This is a genomic window from Leucobacter sp. L43 (assembly GCF_016597785.1).
Lineage (GTDB): Bacteria > Actinomycetota > Actinomycetes > Actinomycetales > Microbacteriaceae > Leucobacter > Leucobacter alluvii.
Genome location: NZ_JAENJG010000002.1, coordinates 370408 through 388923, shown reverse-complemented (window position 1 = coordinate 388923; position 18516 = coordinate 370408). Strand labels below are relative to the sequence as shown.

At 66.0% G+C, this 18516-nt stretch carries 16 protein-coding genes; 8 read left to right on the top strand and 8 right to left on the bottom strand.

Annotation, left to right across the window (positions count from 1 at the left end; all coding sequences use genetic code 11):
* Positions 1–47: 47 nt before the first annotated feature.
* The 8 genes from lysA to JE033_RS11015 form a co-directional block, all read right to left on the bottom strand.
* Entirely contained in the window at positions 48–1499 is a 1452-nt protein-coding gene (gene lysA / locus JE033_RS11050) for a diaminopimelate decarboxylase (protein ID WP_200331611.1), read from the bottom strand.
* Positions 1500–1690: 191 nt separating this feature from the next.
* Positions 1691–2962 carry an FAD-binding oxidoreductase gene (locus JE033_RS11045; protein ID WP_200331609.1) on the bottom strand — a complete coding sequence of 424 codons (1272 nt, stop codon included), beginning with the start codon at positions 2960–2962 and terminating at the stop codon, positions 1691–1693.
* Entirely contained in the window at positions 2959–4467 is a 1509-nt protein-coding gene (locus JE033_RS11040) for a serine hydrolase (protein ID WP_200331607.1), read from the bottom strand. The genes JE033_RS11045 and JE033_RS11040 overlap by 4 nt, the downstream gene beginning before the upstream one ends.
* Entirely contained in the window at positions 4464–5099 is a 636-nt protein-coding gene (locus tag JE033_RS11035; RefSeq protein WP_370567948.1) for a type 1 glutamine amidotransferase, read from the bottom strand. Before JE033_RS11035 ends, JE033_RS11040 begins: the two co-directional genes overlap by 4 nt.
* Before the next feature lie 89 nt (positions 5100–5188).
* Complete coding sequence (locus JE033_RS11030; RefSeq protein ID WP_200331605.1) at positions 5189–6283, bottom strand: dipeptidase; 1095 nt, start codon at positions 6281–6283, stop codon at positions 5189–5191.
* Positions 6280–7419, bottom strand: a complete 1140-nt coding sequence (menC, locus tag JE033_RS11025; RefSeq protein ID WP_234037438.1) for an o-succinylbenzoate synthase — start codon at positions 7417–7419, stop codon at positions 6280–6282. Before menC ends, JE033_RS11030 begins: the two co-directional genes overlap by 4 nt.
* Positions 7416–8108, bottom strand: a complete 693-nt coding sequence (locus JE033_RS11020; RefSeq protein ID WP_200331603.1) for a MurR/RpiR family transcriptional regulator — start codon at positions 8106–8108, stop codon at positions 7416–7418. Before JE033_RS11020 ends, menC begins: the two co-directional genes overlap by 4 nt.
* Positions 8105–8929, bottom strand: a complete 825-nt coding sequence (locus JE033_RS11015; RefSeq protein WP_200331601.1) for a GNAT family N-acetyltransferase — start codon at positions 8927–8929, stop codon at positions 8105–8107. Before JE033_RS11015 ends, JE033_RS11020 begins: the two co-directional genes overlap by 4 nt.
* Positions 8930–9019: 90 nt before the next feature.
* Between JE033_RS11015 and JE033_RS11010 the strand changes: the two genes are divergently transcribed.
* The 8 genes from JE033_RS11010 to JE033_RS10975 all read left to right on the top strand — a co-directional run bounded on the left by JE033_RS11010 (position 9020) and on the right by JE033_RS10975 (position 18491).
* Positions 9020–10144: a M20/M25/M40 family metallo-hydrolase gene (locus JE033_RS11010; protein WP_200331599.1), complete on the top strand. Its 1125-nt coding sequence runs from the start codon at positions 9020–9022 to the stop codon at positions 10142–10144.
* A gap of 222 nt (positions 10145–10366) precedes the next feature.
* Positions 10367–12211 (top strand): ABC transporter substrate-binding protein, encoded by a 1845-nt coding sequence (locus JE033_RS11005; protein ID WP_234037437.1) that lies wholly within the window; start codon positions 10367–10369, stop codon positions 12209–12211.
* Between the two features lie 74 nt (positions 12212–12285).
* Complete coding sequence (locus tag JE033_RS11000) at positions 12286–13329, top strand: ABC transporter permease (RefSeq protein ID WP_200331597.1); 1044 nt, start codon at positions 12286–12288, stop codon at positions 13327–13329.
* Positions 13326–14249 (top strand): ABC transporter permease, encoded by a 924-nt coding sequence (locus JE033_RS10995; RefSeq protein ID WP_200331595.1) that lies wholly within the window; start codon positions 13326–13328, stop codon positions 14247–14249. The genes JE033_RS11000 and JE033_RS10995 overlap by 4 nt, the downstream gene beginning before the upstream one ends.
* A 3-nt stretch (positions 14250–14252) precedes the next feature.
* Entirely contained in the window at positions 14253–15899 is a 1647-nt protein-coding gene (locus JE033_RS10990; protein ID WP_200331593.1) for an ABC transporter ATP-binding protein, read from the top strand.
* Entirely contained in the window at positions 15896–16852 is a 957-nt protein-coding gene (locus JE033_RS10985) for an LD-carboxypeptidase (RefSeq protein WP_200331591.1), read from the top strand. The genes JE033_RS10990 and JE033_RS10985 overlap by 4 nt, the downstream gene beginning before the upstream one ends.
* Positions 16849–17691 (top strand): serine hydrolase, encoded by an 843-nt coding sequence (locus JE033_RS10980; RefSeq protein ID WP_200331589.1) that lies wholly within the window; start codon positions 16849–16851, stop codon positions 17689–17691. The genes JE033_RS10985 and JE033_RS10980 overlap by 4 nt, the downstream gene beginning before the upstream one ends.
* Complete coding sequence (locus tag JE033_RS10975; RefSeq protein WP_234037436.1) at positions 17688–18491, top strand: serine hydrolase; 804 nt, start codon at positions 17688–17690, stop codon at positions 18489–18491. Before JE033_RS10980 ends, JE033_RS10975 begins: the two co-directional genes overlap by 4 nt.
* The last annotated feature ends 25 nt before the right edge of the window (positions 18492–18516 follow it).

The following is an 18516-nucleotide window of genomic DNA, read 5'->3' as shown; positions in this document are numbered from 1 at the left end:
GTGTTCGATCCGCCGAGAACGGCGGGAGAATTCTGGGCCGGCGATCCTCAGCCGGCGTTCGCCGGGGCCACCGGCGCCGGAATCACGGACTTCGCGAGCAACTCGTCCTCGGTTTCGCCCCGCACGATGACGCGCGAGGAGCCGTTCGACACGGCGATGACCGGCGGTCGCGGCACGTAGTTGTAGTTGCTGGAGAGGGACCAGCAGTAGGCTCCGGTGACCGCGACGGCGAGCGTGTCGCCTGCGCGCACATCGCCCGGGATCACGTCGCGCTGCACGACGATGTCGCCCGACTCGCAGTGCTTGCCCACCACCCGTACGAGCGCCGGGTCGGCGTCGCTCTCGCGGTTCGCGATGCGGACCTGGTAGTCGGCGCCGTACAGGGCGGGTCTGGCGTTGTCGCTCATGCCGCCGTCGACGCTCACGTAGAGGCGTTCGGCGAATCCCAGGTCGGCTGGGTCGGCCGCCGCATCGGAGCCGGCGAGCAGCACGGGCTTCGTGGTTCCCACCGTGTAGAGGGTGACCCCGGCCTGCCCGATGACGGCGCGACCCGGTTCGAACGCGAGTTGCGGAACCGATACGCCGGCTTCAGCGCAGGTCTCCGCGACGATGTCGGCGAGCTGTCGTGCGATGGCAGCGACCTCGGGAGCCTGCTCCGCCTGCGCCGACGTATAGGCGATGCCGAAACCGCCGCCGAGGTTCAGCTCGGGAATCGGTCGGCCGGCGATCCGCTCGAGCTCCGGGTACACGCCCACCAGGCGCCTGGCGGACTCGCGGAAACCGTCGGTCGCGAAGATCTGGGAGCCGATGTGGCAGTGGAGCCCCACGAACTCGAGGCTGTCATGAGCGAGGATCGCCTCGACCAGTCGCGGCGCCTCGCTGAGCGGCTGACCGAACTTCTGATCTTCGTGAGACGTCGCGAGGAAGTCGTGCGTCGATGCGTGCACGCCGCTATTGACGCGCAGCCGCACGCGCTGGCGGCGATCCGCCGCCGCTGCCGCACGCGCGATGCGCTCGGTCTCGACCTCGCTGTCGATGATGATCGTGCCGACGCCCGCCTCGACCGCACGCGCGATCTCGCGTTCCGATTTGTTGTTGCCGTGGAAGCCGATGCGCGCCGGGTCCACTCCGGCGGCGAGCGCGACGGCGAGCTCTCCCCCGCTCGCGACGTCGATCGCGAGGCCCTCTTCGGCCATCCACTGCGCCACCTCGACGCACAGGAACGCCTTGCCCGCGTAGTACACGGTCGCACTCGTTCCGATGCGCTCAGCCTCGGATTCGAGGGCGACTCGGACCTCGCTGGCCCGATCGCGGGCGGCCGCCTCGTCGATCACGTACAGCGGCGAGCCGTACTGCTCGACGAGCTCGGTCGCGCGCGCACCGCCGAGCTGCAACTCTCGGCACTCGGTCCCGCGACGCGCAGACGAGGGGAAGACGCGCGGGTCGATGCTGTTCGGGTCGGCGGCTGGTGTCGCACCAGCGGGGTTCACCTGTGCCATCGTCGCTCCTGGGTTCGGTCTGCCTCGGGTCGGTCTGCCTGGTGTCCGTCGTGCTCGCGGGCCGCGAACGGGCAGCCGATGGCGAGCGGACCCGGATTGGCCCCTGAAGCCGTGCGCACGGAGACCCTGTCTCTGAACGAACCCGTCCAGCTTAGCGGGACGGACGCGCCGATGCGCATGCGCCCGTGTGGTCAGCGTCGCACTGCGAAGGGCGCGAGGTCGACTCGACGTCCCTCGACGAACGGTTCCCGGTCAGCGACGAGCGCGGCAACGATCTGACCCGTGATGGGTCCGAGCGAGAGTCCGTGCATATTGTGCCCCGCCGCGACGATGACATCCGGCCGCCGTGGAACGCGTCCGAGCAGAGGGAGCCCATCGGCGGTCATGGGCCGTGCTCCGACCCATTCATCGGTGCGCGCCGACCAATCGGCGTCGGCGATGAGTCGCGATGCGGCGCGGGTGAGCACCTCAAACCGGTGCGGATTCGACCGCTCCGGGTGGCCGTCGAATTCCATCATGCCCACGATGCGCAGGCGGCCGTGCATCGGGATTGCGACGCAGTGGAGGTCCATGGCGTGCACGAGCGAAGACGGCATGCGGTCGACCGGCACGGTGAAGCTGTATCCCTTGCCCGAGACAACGGGGGCGGAACGAATCCGAGATCGGCGCAGGATCGAGGTCGTCCACGCGCCCGCCGCAATCACGAGTCGGTCACCGCGGATGGTGACCTCGGCGCCGTTCTCGTCCGCGCAGACAATGCTCGCGCTCGGACCCGTTCCAATGCGCATTGCGGCGAGTCCTTCGCGGATCTCTGCGCCGCCCGCCCGCACGCGTTCGACGAGACTTGCGACGAAGGTCACGGGATCGAGCGAGAACTCTCCGGGCAGCACGAACCCGCCCACCACCGACGGTTGGAGCGCTGGTTCCGCGGCGCGGAGTTGATCGCCCCGCAGTACGGGTCCCGGACCGGCACCCCATCCGCGTTCCGCTCGTTCCCGGTATGCGGCATGCGCAGCATCCAACTCCGTCTCGTCGGACGACGTCATGAGGAACCCGTCACCCCCGCCCGAGATGTCGACGCCATCGTCAGCCATGCGCTGCAAGGCCGCGCGAATGCCTCCGGAGAACTGTGCGAGGGCGGCGGCTCCCCTGCTCGCATTCGCAGTGCGGGCAGCGCGAAGGAAGCCGAGCCCGAAGCGGGCGAGACGGGGCAGCTGCAGCGGATCGATCGAAAGATACGAATTTCGGCTGAGCACGCCGCGGAAGACATCGCGCGCGGTGTTCGCCGATGCGAGCGGGGCGACCTGCTGGGGGGTCAGCTCCCCGGCGTTGCCGGTCGCCGCACCGCTGCCCAGTGCCCGCTTCTCGACGATCGTGACCTTGTGGCCCTCGCGCAGCAGCGCGTGCGCCGTGCTCAGTCCAATGAGGCCGCCGCCGACGACGACCACGTGATGTCGGATCATATGGTGCTCCCTTCCGCTGCTGTGCCGACGTCGCGGCACTCGATGGCCAATGACTGCACGAGGGGACCGCGCAGACCCACGAGCCGGATCTCGCAAACGAGCGAACCGCGAGCGCACGCGATGCGCCAGCGCAGCTCCGCGGGCCCCCGCGGCGCGAGCACGCGTTCCTCGAACGGTTGCTGCCGCAGCGACACCGGGCCAGCGTCGCTGCGTGCGTGCACGAGTCTCTGCTCCCGCACTGCTGCGGGCAGGTCGTGCATGACGTTCGCTGAGAAGAGGCCGGCAAGACCGTCCAGGGGTTCGCCCGTCCGCACTGCATCATCGATGCGCTTCCCGGCATCGAGCGTCTCCGGCCATGGGGGGAGGTGCTCCGATGGCGCATCGACCGCCTCGAGCACTTCGGCGAGCGCACGGGTCGCGAGTCCGCCCGCCCCGAAGACATCCGAGTTACCGAAAGCGACCACGCCGCAACCGCTGGGGACATGCCACCGCATATGAGACGAGAACCCAGGCAGCCCGCCCGCGTGCTGCACGATGCGCCCGAACCGGCGATCCTGCTCCACGACGAGCCCCATGCCGTACCCGATCGCCTGCAGTTTCGGCAGCTGCGGCTCGGCCGACGGCTCCGCATCGAGCGGTATTGCTGTGGAAATGCGTTGCATCTCCCTTCTGCTCCGAGCGCTGAGCACCTCGGGGTGCAGAGGGGCATCGGAGAACGCGGATTGCAGGAAAGCGGCCCAACGGGCAACGTCATCCACCGTGCTGAACAGGCCTCCGATGCACGAGAGCGCGCCCGCGCCGACATACGGCTCATCCGAGAAGCTGCGTCCCCCGTTGAAGGTGCGGAACCCGGCGGCGAGCGTCCGATCCGCAGAGTACGCTGCCGGCTCGAATCGAGTGTGCGCGAGACCGAGCGGTTCGAGCAGGCGCTCGGTGATCTCGTCCTCGACCGCGTGGCCCGTCACTGCCTCGATCGCGCGTCCTACGTACGACATTCCGAGATTGGAGTACTGGTAGCGATCATCCGGTTCTGCCGTGAGCCGCAGGCCGGCCGCTCCGAGTGCGTCGATGGCCCCGGGATCAGCCCCGAGCAGACGGTCCGCCCAAGCGTTGTCTTCGGGGAGGCCGGACCGGTTCGTCAACAACTGCCGGACGGTCACGGGTACCGCCTCGCCGGCGAAGTCGAACCGCACGCCCGGTACGTACGCGTCGATCGGGCGGTCGAGATCGAACTCGCCTCGGTCGCGCAGCTCCAATGCTGCTGCGGCGAGGAAGCTCTTCGTCATCGACGCGATTCGGAACACCGAGCCGCGCGTCACAGGCCGTCCATCCCTCCGAGGTTCACCGGTGGCCTTCCACGAGATCACGCCCTCGGGGTCGAAGATTGCGGCGAGCGCGGCAGGAGCGAGCGCGAGATCGTGCCGATCGAAAGCGCGCTGCAGCGCGGACTCGGCGCACGTCGCGGGAATCTCCGCGAAGCCCGTGCGGTCGATGACGCGATTCATGTTTCGGCCCGAGCGCGCTCGAGGATCTCCTCAGCGAACGCGTCGACGAGCGCATGGCTCGCACGGGTGTTCTCAGCGTCGTCCCGCTGGGCGGCCGCCAGCAGGATGCCGATGTCGTACCCCTCACCGGTGAGTGCTGCATCATCCCAACCGGCAAGGTTCGCGGCGCTCGCCTCGGGGTGGAACTGCACGCCTCGCACGTGTTCCCCGATGCGGAACGCCTGGTGCTCGACGGCATCGCTCGACGCGAGCAGCGTCGCACCCGCGGGAAGCCTCGTGATCATGTCCCGATGGTTCTCGATCATGGGGGCGGCTGAGCCGATCGCGGAGAGCACGGCGTCGGCACGACCCGCTCGGGTCGAGCGGATCACGGTGCTTCCTCGTTCCTTCGGCCCGAAGTTCTCGCGCACCTCTCCCCCTGCCACGTCGGCGATCACCTGCGCGCCCAAACAGATTCCGAGCGTCGGAACGTCACGCTCGATGGCCTCTTCGGTGAGGTGGCGCTCGTCGCCCAACCATGGCGCCTGCTCGTAGTCGTCTGGCATCAATCCTCCTCCGAGCAGCACCAGTCCGTGGTAGCCCTCGAGCGTTCTGGGGAGGCCGTGCTGTCCCAGTCGCTCTACGACGTCCACGCCGCGATCCGCGAGCCAATCGGCAAGCCGTCGAGGTCCAGAGCCGGGAGAATTCACTACCACCAGCACACGGGGAATCACGACCAAGATCATCCTGCTTTCTTCTTGGAGAGGTCGACCGCCGGGGCGATTGCGGAGGCCGGAGGCTGCGGGGCGCGGCCCGCGAGGAAGTCGAGGTAGTCGCCGTCGGAGGCTTCGAGCACCCGGAGCACATTGTCGGTACCGAGACCCCGGAGTTCATCATCCGACCACCCGCGTCGTTCGAGCTCTTCGAAGAGCCGGGGGTAGCCCGAGACGTCCCCCAGGCCGATGGGCATCGCGTCGGTTCCGTCGTAGTCCGCGCCGATTCCCACCGCATGCACACCCGCGACATCTCGCATGTGGTCGAGATGGTCGGCGACATCTCCAACTCCCACCGGTGGCGGATCACCCTCCTCTCCGGCCCGCACCCACGCGTGCCGGTCCTCCGACAGGAATGAGGGGACGAACGCCACCATGATCACACCGTCGCTCGAACCGATCTCGGCAAGTACGTCGTCTGGCACGTTGCGAGGGTGATCGCACACTGCCCGCGAACCGGAATGACTCACCATCACAGGCCGCTCGCTGACAGCAAGCGCATCGCGCATCGTCGTTGGTGCGACATGCGCGAGATCGACGAGCAGGCCGATGCGTTGCATCTCGCGCACCACTTCTCGGCCGAATTCCGTGAGGCCGCCGTGCCGCGCGTCATCGGTCGCCGAATCGGCCCAGTCGGTCGTGCGGGACCAGGTGAGCGTGACATACCGAGATCCGAGCCTCGCGAACTGCCGCAGCGCCGCAAGAGACCCGTCGAACTGCGCACCCCCTTCGACGCCGATGAAGGAGGCGATGCGCCCCTCGGCCATCGCGGTTCGCGCTTCGGCTGCCGTGCGCGTCAGACGAGCCCGCTCGGGGTAGCGCTCCACGAATCGATGGACGAAATCGATCTGCTCCAGGGTGGCGACGACTTGCTCGGCTCCCTGCAGTGCAGGATCAACCCAGACCGACCAGAACTGCCCCGCGACGCCGCCTGTTTCGAGGCGCGCGAGGTCCGTGTGCAGACCTGTCGCTCCGCTCTCAAGCCCGTTCACTGAGTAGGCACGCGTCTCCCTGCAAGCCCAGGCAAGATCGTTGTGCCCGTCGATCACTGGATGGAGATTCACCCTGGCACCCCCGCGAGCTCCCTCGAAGCAGAATCGAACGTGCGATTCGCGTCGACCGAGACCCGAGCGACATCCACCTCGTGCCCGATGCCCACCGCCGTTGGAACCGCAACGCGACCTTCACGCGCCCGAATTGGCGGCTCGATGAGATCGTTCGCGTAGTACTTGTCCGATCCCGAGACATCAGAGGGAAGATGGAAGTTCGGCAGTGATGCCAGCGCGACGTTCGCTGCGCGACCGATCCCGAACTCATGCATGCCCCCGCACCACACCGGGATACCGGCTTGCTCAGCGACGCGATGCGCGTTCTGCGCTTCGGTGAGACCGCCCATCCTGGACACCTTGATGTTGAGGATGCGCCCCGCGTCGAGCCGGATCATCGTCTCGAGGTCGGCGACCGTCACCACGGACTCATCGAGGCAGATGGGCGTCTCGATCCGCTGCTGCAGTTCGGCATGGGCCATGAAATCACGCGCGGCGAAAGGTTGCTCGAGCATGGTCAGCGAGAACCGGTCCAGTCGCTGCAGCACCTCGAGCGCCTCGCTCGTGCGCGGATACGCCCCGTTTGCGTCGACATGCAGATCGATATCCGGAAAGGCGTCGCGCACGGCGGCGACGGGGGAAACATCCCAGCCGGGCGCGATCTTGAGCTTCACACGACCGTACCCGGCGTCGAGCTGCTGACCTACCTGTGCGAGGAGATCCTGCTCTGACCGTTCGATGCCGAGCGAGACTCCCGACTCGATCTCATCCCGTGTGCCTCCGAGCGCTCGCGCGAGTGAGATGCCGTCGTGCTTCGCGGTCAGGTCCCAGGCCGCCGCCGAGAATCCGGCCTTCGCGAACTCGTGCCCTCGAATGTTAGACCACGCGCGCTCGACCTCCTCCGGCCGGTCCCATTCGGTATCGAGCACTCGCGGCACCAGATAGTTGGTGGCGATGTACCACGCAGTATCCGTGTTCTCTGCACAGTAGTAGGGGTCGCTCGGTGAAGCGATTTCACCCCAACCGGTCGTTCCTGAGTCGCTCGTGAGCTCCACGAGCACGTGCTCGATGCCGGACTTCCGGTGCGAACTCGTCTCGAAGCTGTGGAGCAGCGGCAGACGGAGCGCGAAGAGTCTCACGCGCTCGATCTTCATCGCTCGTTCTCCTGCTCGTGTTCGGGGAGGTAGAGAGCGAGTTCGGCGGCGTACTGGTCGCGAACCGTGAGGCGCCGTCTGGCCCCCTTTGCGCTTGCAGTCGTCAGTGTGCTGAGGAGGTGGCAGACCGCGGCCACCGCGGTGGGCGAGTCCGCGTAAGAGGCCGACTCCGTGTGCACTTTGATCAGCGCGCTCGCGAGGCGCGCGAGCGGCGCATCGTCGCTGTCGGTGATGACCACCAGCTGACCTCCGGCCTCATGGAAGAGCTCGCCGAGCCGCACCGTTTCAGCTCGATACCGGCGCATCGAAAACACGATGAGCACGTCGCTCGCGCGCACATCGGTGAGCACGGTGATCGGAGAGAGCGCTCGCCCATCGACCAGGAATACGTTTGAAAGGGTCGCGGAGAGATCGGCGTTCAAAAGTTGCGCGTACGCGGCTCCCTTGCCCTCGCCGCCGATGAAACGGCGTCTGGCTCCAAGAATGAGCGCCGCGGCCTGCGGCACCTCACCGCTCGCTGCGAGTTCGTCGAGGGTGCGCTGGAGCGATCGCTTCTCGCTCTCGATGACTCGTGTTTGGATGTTCTCGGCCGAGAGGTTTGAACGGATCCGCTCTCCGAAGCGGTCTCCCGGCGACCTCAGGGTGCGGTCGAGGTCGCTCTCGCTGCGCGCCGGCGTCTCTTTCGTCATCGCTGCTCCATCCGGATATCGGGGACCGCAAGATAGGCGGCGGTCTCGTCGTTGATCCTCGTACATCCGACGAGCACACGCCCGGAATCGATCGCCGTGGTGAGGGAGGCCGCGAGGTGCGACCGCATTTCGCTCGCCACTTCGGTGCGCACTGGCGGTACCGCGGGAAAGGCGATCCACAGTGCGTCGTCGACCGCTTCGATCTCGCCCCACTCGTGCACCCCGAGGGCTGGAGCACGACGTTTCGAGGGGCTCGTCCGGGTCTGTTCGCGGTCTCCGCGGTCATCAAGCACCCACTCGACCAGGATGCGATCGGTGCCGGCTCGGGCGTAGTAATCGGGCAGGTACGCGATGCCCGATGCGCCGAGCGAATCGAAGTTGAAGTGCGCGTTTCTCGCGAGGAGCGGATCGAATGTCCACCGCATCGTGCGATGGCCCCAGTGCTCGGCGACCTCGGCTTGCAGATGCTTGAGCATGCGCCCCACTCCACGGCCCTGGAACCGTGGATCGACGGTCGCCGCCTGGGAGTAGTGGAACTCGGTTCCGTCGGTGTCCCGCCCTGCGAAACCGTATGCGAAACCGACGAGTTCCTCGTGGCTCGTGAATACGCCGACGGACGATCCTCCGTTTTGGGCGAGCGCGCTGAGCAGGTTCGGGTTGAGAGCGAACTCAGGAGCGCGATACTGGAACACGTCCACATAGAGCGCTGCTGCGGCCCTGAATTCCTCGTACCCACGCAGCTCTCGCCCGGAAAGCGTCTCAGAGGCATCGCCAGCTGTGGGCGTTTCGAACGTGAGTGTCAGCAACCCGGGCGCCATCATACGTTTCCTATGCAACGAGATTCATCAGTGAATGGCTCGATGCTATAAGGGTCTTGCGGCCCTTGCAACCCTAGGATACGTTTCATAAACATGAACGCAGCGCCGTGGATGTCGCGCCAGACCGATCCGGTCGTGGATTTTCTTCGCATGCTCGTAGAAATCGAATCGCCGTCCTTCGACACCGAAGCGAGTGAGCGCATCGCGACTCCCCTCAGCGAGCGACTCGCCGCCATCGGCGGCGCCGTTCGACGCATTCGCACCGATGCCGGCACGAGCATCCTCGCCGACTTCGGCGCCGGGCCCGATCCACTCCTCCTCGTGGGGCACACCGATACCGTCTGGCCGCGCGGCACACTCGATCAGGCGTTGCCGTGGTCGCACGACGGTACCGTCATCCGAGGGCCGGGCGCCTACGACATGAAGAGCGGCATAGCCGTCATGTGCGAGGCACTCGAGCGCATCGGCGGAGCCCCGGCGATGCCGGTGAGAGTGATCCTCACGTGCGATGAGGAAGTCGGATCCCCGACCACCGCCTCACTCATCACGCAGGAGGCGGTCGGGGCACGTGCGGCCATCGGCTTTGAATCGCCGCACCCCGACGGGGCACTCAAGGTCGGACGCCGCGGGAGTACGAGGGTGATCATCCGAGCCGTCGGTCGATCCGCCCACGCCGCGCTCGATCCCGAGCTCGGGATTTCGGCCATTGACGAGCTCGTCGATCAGCTCATGCGCGTGCGCATGCTGGTCGAGGACCCCGCGCTTTCCGCGCCAGTACTCTGCAACATCGGCACCGTTGCCGGGGGAACCCGTGCGAACGTCGTTCCGGACGTCGCCGAGGCCGAAATCGGACTGAGGTTCATCGACGGAGAGTCCGAAACTGCGGTGCTGAACGCCCTGGACGGCCTCGCTCCGATCCGGCACGGCTCCCGCCTCGAGGTCGAGACGCTGAGCAGCCGGCCAGCATGGCGTGCCACGGCACCCGATGCCGCTTTGACAGCGACCATTGCATCCACGGCTGCAAGCCTTGGCCAACGGATCGACGGGCGTCCGGCAGCGGGCGCGGGTGACACGAACCTGCTCGGGAGTCTCCGCATTCCGACGGTGGACGGTTTCGGTCCGCGGGGAGGCGGTGCCCATGCGCTCGATGAGCACGTCATCGTGGAGTCGCTTCGGGAGCGGATCGACCTGCTCACGGCACTGCTCTCATCCGCGTGAGCACGCTCCCCGAAACGTACACCGGTCCGGATCCATGAACGATACGTTACGCATATCGGCACACAGCCGCAGGCGTTCCCCAATGATGGAGTAATACCGATGCACACCTTTTTAGAAGATACGTCACGAATCTATTGACCACCATGCCGTTTTGAGGTTCGATGGTGAGCACCGACCCCACATCAGCGTTGAATGTGGTCGAAATCGAAGGGATGCCAAGCAATGATGCACACTCCTCCACGCAGACACCGGCTCCGCGCGCTCGCAGCGGGAGCTGCGGTTGCATGCGCCGCACTCACCGTGGCGCCAGCGACCGCGTTTGCCGCGCCCGCGTTAGCCGAGGCCCCGACTGACGAGGCAGCAGACGCGAGCACGTTGCGCATCGCGACCTCGGGGTTCGTCGACAACTTCAATCCGTTCATCTCGATCTACCTGCTCCCCACGAACACGATCCGCTACATGTACGAGTCGCTCGTGCAGAACAGCTCAGAGGACGGCTCACCCACTGAAGGTCTCGCGGAGTCGTGGACCACGGAGAAAGACGGTGCGCAGTGGGTGTTCACACTCCGTGAGGGCATGCAGTGGTCCGACGGTGAACCGATCACGTCGGCCGACGTGAAATACACGTACGACCAGATGATGTCGGTTCCCGAACTCGGCACCGCGAACGGCAACCTGGTCTCGGGCTTCGAGTCGGTCGAAGCCCCCGACGATCTCACGGTCGTGATCAACTTGAAGGCCCCACAAGCGCCGAACCCCGGGTCAGAGATTCCGGTCGTGCCGAAGCACATCTGGGAGCAGATCGACAATCCAGCCGAATTTCAGAATGACGCCGATGTCGTGGGCTCCGGCCCCTTCGTGCTGGAGAGCTATCAGGCCAACGAATCCATCGCGTTCAAGGCCAACCCGAATTTCTGGAGAGGCGCACCGAAGGTCGACAAGCTGCAGTACGTCTACTACACGAACTCAGACGCACAGGTGCAGGCGCTGAAGGCGGGCGACGTCGACATGGTCACTGGCCTCACACCGACCCAGTTCAAGGCTCTCGAGGGAGTCGAAGGAGTGACGACGCACTCCGGCATCGGCCGCCGCTACCAGTCGTTCAGTCTCAACCCGGGCATGCAGACCCGCGAAGGCACGCCGTACGGCACCGGTGCCGAAGCCCTCAAGGACGTCGAAGTGCGACAGGCGATCCGTCTCGGCACCGACACGAAGACCCTGCTCGACAAGGTGCTCGAGGGCGAGGGCGTGCCAGCCACGAGCTTCATTCCGGCGTCATTTCCCAAATGGCACCTGTCCGACGACGATTCGGCCATCGTCGAATTCGATCCGGAAGCCGCAAAGGAGAAGCTCGATGCGGCGGGCTGGGTCGAAGGCACCGACGGCATCCGTGAGAAGGATGGTCAAAAGCTCGAGCTCCGTCTCCTCGTTGACGCGGGCGAACCGAACGAGCAATCGATCTCCGAGTTCTTCGTCCCATGGATGCAAGACATCGGGATCAAGATCAACGTCGAGTCGTCCGATGCCGATACCGTCAGCGCGGCTTCCGTGAAGGGCGATTACGACATCTACTTCACGGGCTGGTCGGTGAACCCGGACCCCGACTACCAACTCGGCATCAATACCTGTGCGAACCTTCCCACGAGTGAAGACGGCACCGGCGGCACCTCGCAGGACGGCTACTGCAACCCCGAATTCGACAAGCTGTACGCGGAGCAGCGCTCGGAGCTCGATGAGGGGAAGCGTCAGGAGATCGTGCAGGAGATGCTCGCGATGAATTACACGGACACCGTGCAGATCGCGAACTGGTACGCCAACGGCCTCGAAGCGTACCGCTCCGACCGCTTCGATGGGTTCACGCTGCAGCCGGAGGACGGCGGCATCATCGCGAACCAGGCCGGCTACTGGGGCTACCTGACAGTCGCCCCCGTCGAAGGAACGGACGCTTCGTCCGATCAAGGCGCGAACACCGGTCTCTTGATCGCCGGAGGCGTCGTACTGCTCGTCATCATCGGAGGCGTCGTCTACATGGTCATGCGTCGAAAGAACCTCGCCGACGTCGAATAGGCCCGGCTCGTGCTGCGGAGGCCTCGGCCTCCGCGTCCTCCGCAGCACTCCAGGATCGATCCACAGGAGTTCTCATGACCAACTCGGTGCCACCGTCCACATCGGCAATAGCGACCAGCGCGAGCGCAGAGGAACGCCCGCGCGATACCTCAGCGATACAGTACGTCCTCTCCAAGCTCGGCGGAGCTGCGATCAGCCTTGGCATGGTGATCGTGCTCGGCTTTTTCGCGTTCAAGATCCTGCCCGGAGACCCCGTCGCCTCGATGGCGCGCGAACGGCAGATGACGCCGGAGCAGATGGAACTGCTCCGCGAGCAGTTCGGCCTGAACAAGCCGCTCTGGCAGCAGTTCTTCGACTACCTCGTCAACGTGTTCACCCTCAACTTCGGCGAGAGCTACGTCTACAAGACGTCGGTGTCGAGTCTCATCGGCCAGTACTTCTGGCCGACGATCCTACTCACCGGCACCGCCGCCATTCTCGCAATCGCCCTCGGGTTGTGGCTCGGCCAGAAGGCCGCCTGGAAGCACGGCTCGCGATTCGATCGTCTCGCCTCGTCATCCTCGCTCGTGCTCTGGTCAGTGCCGACCTTCTGGCTCGGCCTCATCCTGCTGATGATCTTCGGCGGGACATTGCACTGGTTCCCGACGGGCGGCATGCGCTCCCCGAACCCGCCGACGGATGCGCTCGGTGCGACGCTCGACATCGCCTCGCACATGGTGCTCCCGGTCATCACCATGGTCGCCGTGGTCTACGCGCAGTACCTCATGGTGATGCGCAGCTCGCTCATCGAGGAGATGAGCGCCGACTACCTCACCACTGCCCGCGCCAAGGGGCTGCGGGACGACCTCGTGCGCAGGCGTCACGCGGTCCCGAACGCGCTGCTCCCGACCGTCACGCTCATCTTCATGCATCTCGGCGGACTCATCGCGGGCGCCGTGACCGTCGAGACGGTATTCTCCTGGCCCGGCCTCGGAAAGCTGACCTTCGAGGCGATCAAGGGTCCAGACCTCCCGCTCTTGCAGGGCACCTTCGTGGTGTTCTCCGCGATCATCATCGCGATGAACCTCATCGCCGACCTCATCTACCGTCAACTCGACCCGAGAGTGAGGCGCGCATGACCACGCTCACCGCAGATCCGAAGCAACAGCGTTCTCCGCGTTACTACGCCTGGGCGCGCCGCCGCGCCGCGCTGCACGATTTCTGGGATCAGTTCCGACATCATCGCGCCGGAATGGTCGGCCTCGGATTCCTCGTGCTCATCGCAGTCGTCGCGGTGCTCGCCCCGGTCCTTGCGCCGGCGCACATGCTCGATGTGACGACTCTCGTCGATCAGGAGCGCTTCGCCCCACCATCGCTCGACCATCCGCTCGGCACGGACCATCAGGGCCGTGAACTATGGGTCCGCATGGTCTGGGGCGCGCGCGTCTCCCTGCTCGTGGGACTCGCAGCGACTGCGATGTCCATGGTCATCGGCACGCTCGTCGGCATCGCAGCCGGCCACTTCACCGGCGCAGCGGGCAACGTACTGATGCGACTCATCGATTTCTTCCTCGTTCTGCCGGCGCTCATCCTCGCGATCGTGCTCTCCTCGGTACTCAGCCGCGGCGTACTCACGATCATCATCGCGATCGGTCTCACGTCGTGGGCCGGTACGGCGCGAGTCGTGCGCTCGCAGACCCTCACCGTCGAATCGCGCGGCTACATCGAGCGCTCCCGGGCACTCGGCGCAAGCCACTGGCACATCATCACGAAGCACCTGCTGCCCGGGGTACTGCCGCTCGTGCTTGCGAACACGACGCTCACCGTGGGTTCAGCGATCATCTCCGAGTCGACGCTCGCCTTCCTCGGACTCGGGGACCCCCGCGTTCAGTCCTGGGGCACGATCCTCAAGAACTCCATGGACGTCTCAGCCGCCACGAGCGGCTACTGGTGGTACGTCATCACCCCGGGCATCGCGATCGTGCTGGTCGTGCTGGCATTCACGCTCATGGGGCGCGCCGTCGAGAACATCGTCAATCCCACCCTCAGGAGCAGATGAGCCATGCCCGGTCTGACATTCGATAACGTATCGATCACCTATCGCACCTCTGGCCGCAACGACCGCGGAGAGATCGCGGCCGTACGGTCGGTGTCACTCGAACTCCCCGCTGGGGGCACGCTCGGAATCGCCGGAGAATCAGGATCCGGGAAATCGACGCTCGCCATGAGCGCACTCCGTCTCCTCCCGAAGAACGCACGTCTGGACGGCCGAGTCCTCATCGGAGAGACCGACGTCGCTTCGCTGAGGTTCGGGGAGCTGCGTGCGCTGCGGTGGGCTCAGGCCTCGATCGTGTTCCAGGGGGCGATGCACTCGCTCAATCCGGTGCACACGGTCGGCGCTCAGATCACCGAGGCGCTGCAGATCCACGTGACCGAACGCTGGAAGACAGCCAAAGCGCGGGAGACGCGCGTGCTCGAACTGCTCGAAATCGTCGACCTGCCGCCAGAGAAGGCGGGAGCATTTCCGCACGAACTCTCGGGTGGTCAGAAGCAGCGCGTCATGATCGCGATGGCCCTCGCATGCGAGCCCGACATCATCATCGCTGATGAACCGACGACCGCTCTCGACGTGATTGTGCAGAAGCAGATCCTCGACATGATCTCCCGACTCGTCTCGGAGCGTGGCATCTCACTGCTCATGATCAGCCACGACCTGTCGGTTCTCGCAACCGCATGCGAGCAGATCGCGATCATGCGCAATGGTGAGCTCGTCGAAATCGGCGAAGCGCGCATGATCTGCTCCGAGCCCAACGAGCCGTACACCCGCAAGCTCGCAGATGCGTTCCCGGTCATCGGTGACCCGGCATCGCGCATGCGACCGGTTACTCGTCACGGCGCCGGAGCGCATGAGCCGGGCCGTTCGGAGCCGAGCAACGAGGTGCTCCTCTCGGCGCGCGGAGTCAATGTGACGTACCACGGCGCCGGAGGTACGCGCGCAGTACGAGATGTCGACCTCGACGTACACCGCGGCGAGATCGTCGCCCTTGTCGGGCAATCGGGATCGGGCAAGACCACTCTTGCTCGAGCGCTCATGGGGCTGCAACCGACGGACGAGGGAAGCGACATCCGCTTTGCGGGTGAGCCCCTGCCCGACAAGGGAAAGCAACTGCGACGCTTCCGCAGACGGGTGCAGCTCGTGCTGCAGGATCCATCCGCAGCGCTGAACCCGAAGCTCAGCGTGTACGAATCTGTGGCGGAAGGACTGCGTGTGCAGGGCATCTCGGGTGACGAACGGGAGCGCGTGGCCCAGAGCCTCGTGGATGCCGAGCTCTCGCCTCCCGAGCGGTTCTTCGGCGCGATCCCGCAGGAACTCTCGGGGGGTCAACGTCAGCGGGTCGTCATCGCCGGCGCACTCGCTCTGCACCCGGAGATGCTCATCGCCGACGAGCCGGTTGCTTCGCTCGACGCCTCGGTGCGCGGCGAGATCCTCGGACTCATGCTTTCGCTGAAGCAACGGCTCGGACTCTCCGCTCTCGTCATCACTCACGATCTCGGCTTGGCGTGGAACATCGCCGATCGCGTCGCCGTGATGTACCACGGCGAGATCGTCGAGCAAGGACCCACTGAGGAGGTACTCCTGCGCCCGAAGCACGAGTACACGAAGGAACTGCTCGCGGCGGCGCCGAGTGTCAGGGAGAAAACCGCATGACCGAACTTCGCACCGCGTATCTCGACAGGGCTCCCCTCGCCCCGGGCGACACCGTCGCGATCGTCGCACCCGCAGGGCCGAGCACGAGAACCAGCCTTGCACGAGCCGTCTCCTACTACGAGGCGTGGGGGCTCACCGTTCGCGTCGGCGAGCACGTGCTCGACAGGCACTCGCGATCCCGATACCTCGCGGGAGAAGACGATGCGCGCCGCGATGATCTCGTCAACGGATGGTGCGACCCAGAGGTCGACGCTGTCGTCTGCCTCCGCGGCGGATACGGCGCCATGCGCCTGCTCGACGGCATCGACTGGACGCAGATGCGAGCCGCCAGAGCGCGAGCCGATGGCCGACCGAAACTGCTCACCGGCTCGTCCGACATCACCGCCCTCCACGAGGCGTTCAGGGTCCACCTCGATGTTCCGAGTCTCTTCTGCCCGATGCCGGGCAACGGCGTCTTCCGCGATTCGGAGTTCATTCGGTCGGACGTCCGCCGCTGGCTCTTCGAGCCGTGGGCCGATCGCGAACTCACGGGTCCGAAGACCGACGTGCTCGTCGCTGGCGCGGCATCGGGACGCTGCACCGGCGGAAATCTGAGCCTGCTCGCGGCAGCGCTGGGATCGCCGGAAACAGAACGTTCTCCAGGCGGCATTCTGTTCCTCGAAGACATCGATGAAGACCTGTACCGTCTCGATAATCTTCTGCTGCAGCTGCAGCGTGCGGGGCGCCTCGCTGCGGCTGAAGGGATCGTGCTCGGCTCCTGGCACGAGTGCGGCGACCCCGATGAAGTGCGCGACCTCATGCACGAGTATCTCGGCGGCCTCGGCGTTCCTGTGCTCTGGGAGCAGGGGTTCGGGCACGACCCCGAAGCTCTGAGTGTTCCGCTGAACGTCGACGCCACCCTCGACGCGACGGGAGCTACTGCTCGGCTCGTCGTCGACGGACGAGAACGATGACCCCGTCCCTGCGGCTGCCCCGACTGGACCCGCGGGCGACGTGGAGTATCCGCGTGGTCGACGCCTCTACTGGTGACCCCCTGCTCGAGCACGATCCCGATGTGCAGTGCGAGACCGCGAGCATCGGAAAGATCTTCCTCCTCATCGAGGTCGCGCGGCGCATCGAATCCGCGGTTCTCGATCCCGACGAGTCTGTGGAGATTCCTCCGCACCTCGCGGTGGCGGACTCGGGAATCCTCTATCGCATGTGCGCGCAACGGTTGGGAGTCGAGGATTTGGCCCTCCTCGTCGGCGCTTTCAGTGACAATCTGGCGACGAACGCGCTCATCCACCTGTGCGGACTCGACAGAGTTCGGGCGGTCGCGCCAGCTCTCGGGTACGAGCGGACCTCCCTCCACGATTACATCCGCGATCACCGCTCGCCGGAGATGCCGTGGACGCCCTCCTTCGGCACGGCGCGCGAGCTCTCCGACGTGATGCGACGCCTCGATGCTGGCGACGTGCATTCGGCGGCCGTCAGCGAACGGGTGCTCGGTTGGCTGGCTTCGAACGCGGACACCTCCATGGTCGCCGACTCGTTCCTGCTCGATCCGCTCGCCCATGTGGACGCGGAGTACCAGGGCATCGTGCTCAGACACAAGACCGGCACCACCGACTTCGCGCGCGTCGACGTCGGTCACGCGCGCGGCGCGGCCGGCTCGGTCGCCTATGCGGTTGCAGCGAACTGGAAGGGCGTGCGCTCCGATCTGCGCGCGCCGGTGCTCGATGCGATGCGTGACATCGGCGAGCAGATCCGGCTGCGCGTCACAGGTCTTCCCCGAGAGGAATGGAAGCGATGAGCGGCCTGTTTCCTGATGCCCATGGCACGAGATGGTCGGTGCTCGCAGTCGACGTCGACTCCGGAGAGGAACTCCTCCGGCACGACGCGGCGCGCGTGCTCGACACCGCAAGCATCGGCAAGGTCTTCCTGCTGCATCGTCTTCTCGCCGAGGCCGACGCCGGCACGCGGTCACTCGAGGACCGTGTGACGAGACGTCCGGTCGAATGGATGGACAACTCCGGCCTCTGGTATCTACTCCAGGCCGATTCGCTCTCGCTCTACGACGCAGCCGCACTCGTCGGTGCAGTGAGCGACAACGCCGCGACGAACACCCTCTGCCGGGTGATCGGACTCGACACGGTGCAGGAGCACACCAGATCGCTCGGATACGTGGACTCAGCGCTCGACGACGTCGTGCGCTGGCCGCTTCCGCCAGGGGCGCCTCGAACGCTCTCACACGCGAGCGCCGAAGAACTCGTGCGGTTCGTCATGCGCACCGCCCGTGCCGAGGACCTCTCCCCCGCCTCCGCTGACACGCTGCAGCGCTGGCTCGGGGCCGGGATGGATCTCTCGATGGTCGCCTCCGCGTTCGGCCTCGACCCGCTCGCCCATTACTTCTTCGATCGCGGAATCTGGCTGTGGAACAAGACGGGCACTGTCTCCAACGTGCGCGCCGATGCGGGTCTCGTCATGAGTGGGGAACGCAGGATCGCCTACGCCGTCCTCGCGAACTGGCGACGCGGGGCAGATGCGCGCGACGGGGTGCTGGCCTCGATGCGCGAGGTGGGCGACCGCATCCGGGCGTCGCTGCAAGCTTGATCGGGTGGGACTCGCGGCTTCCGCG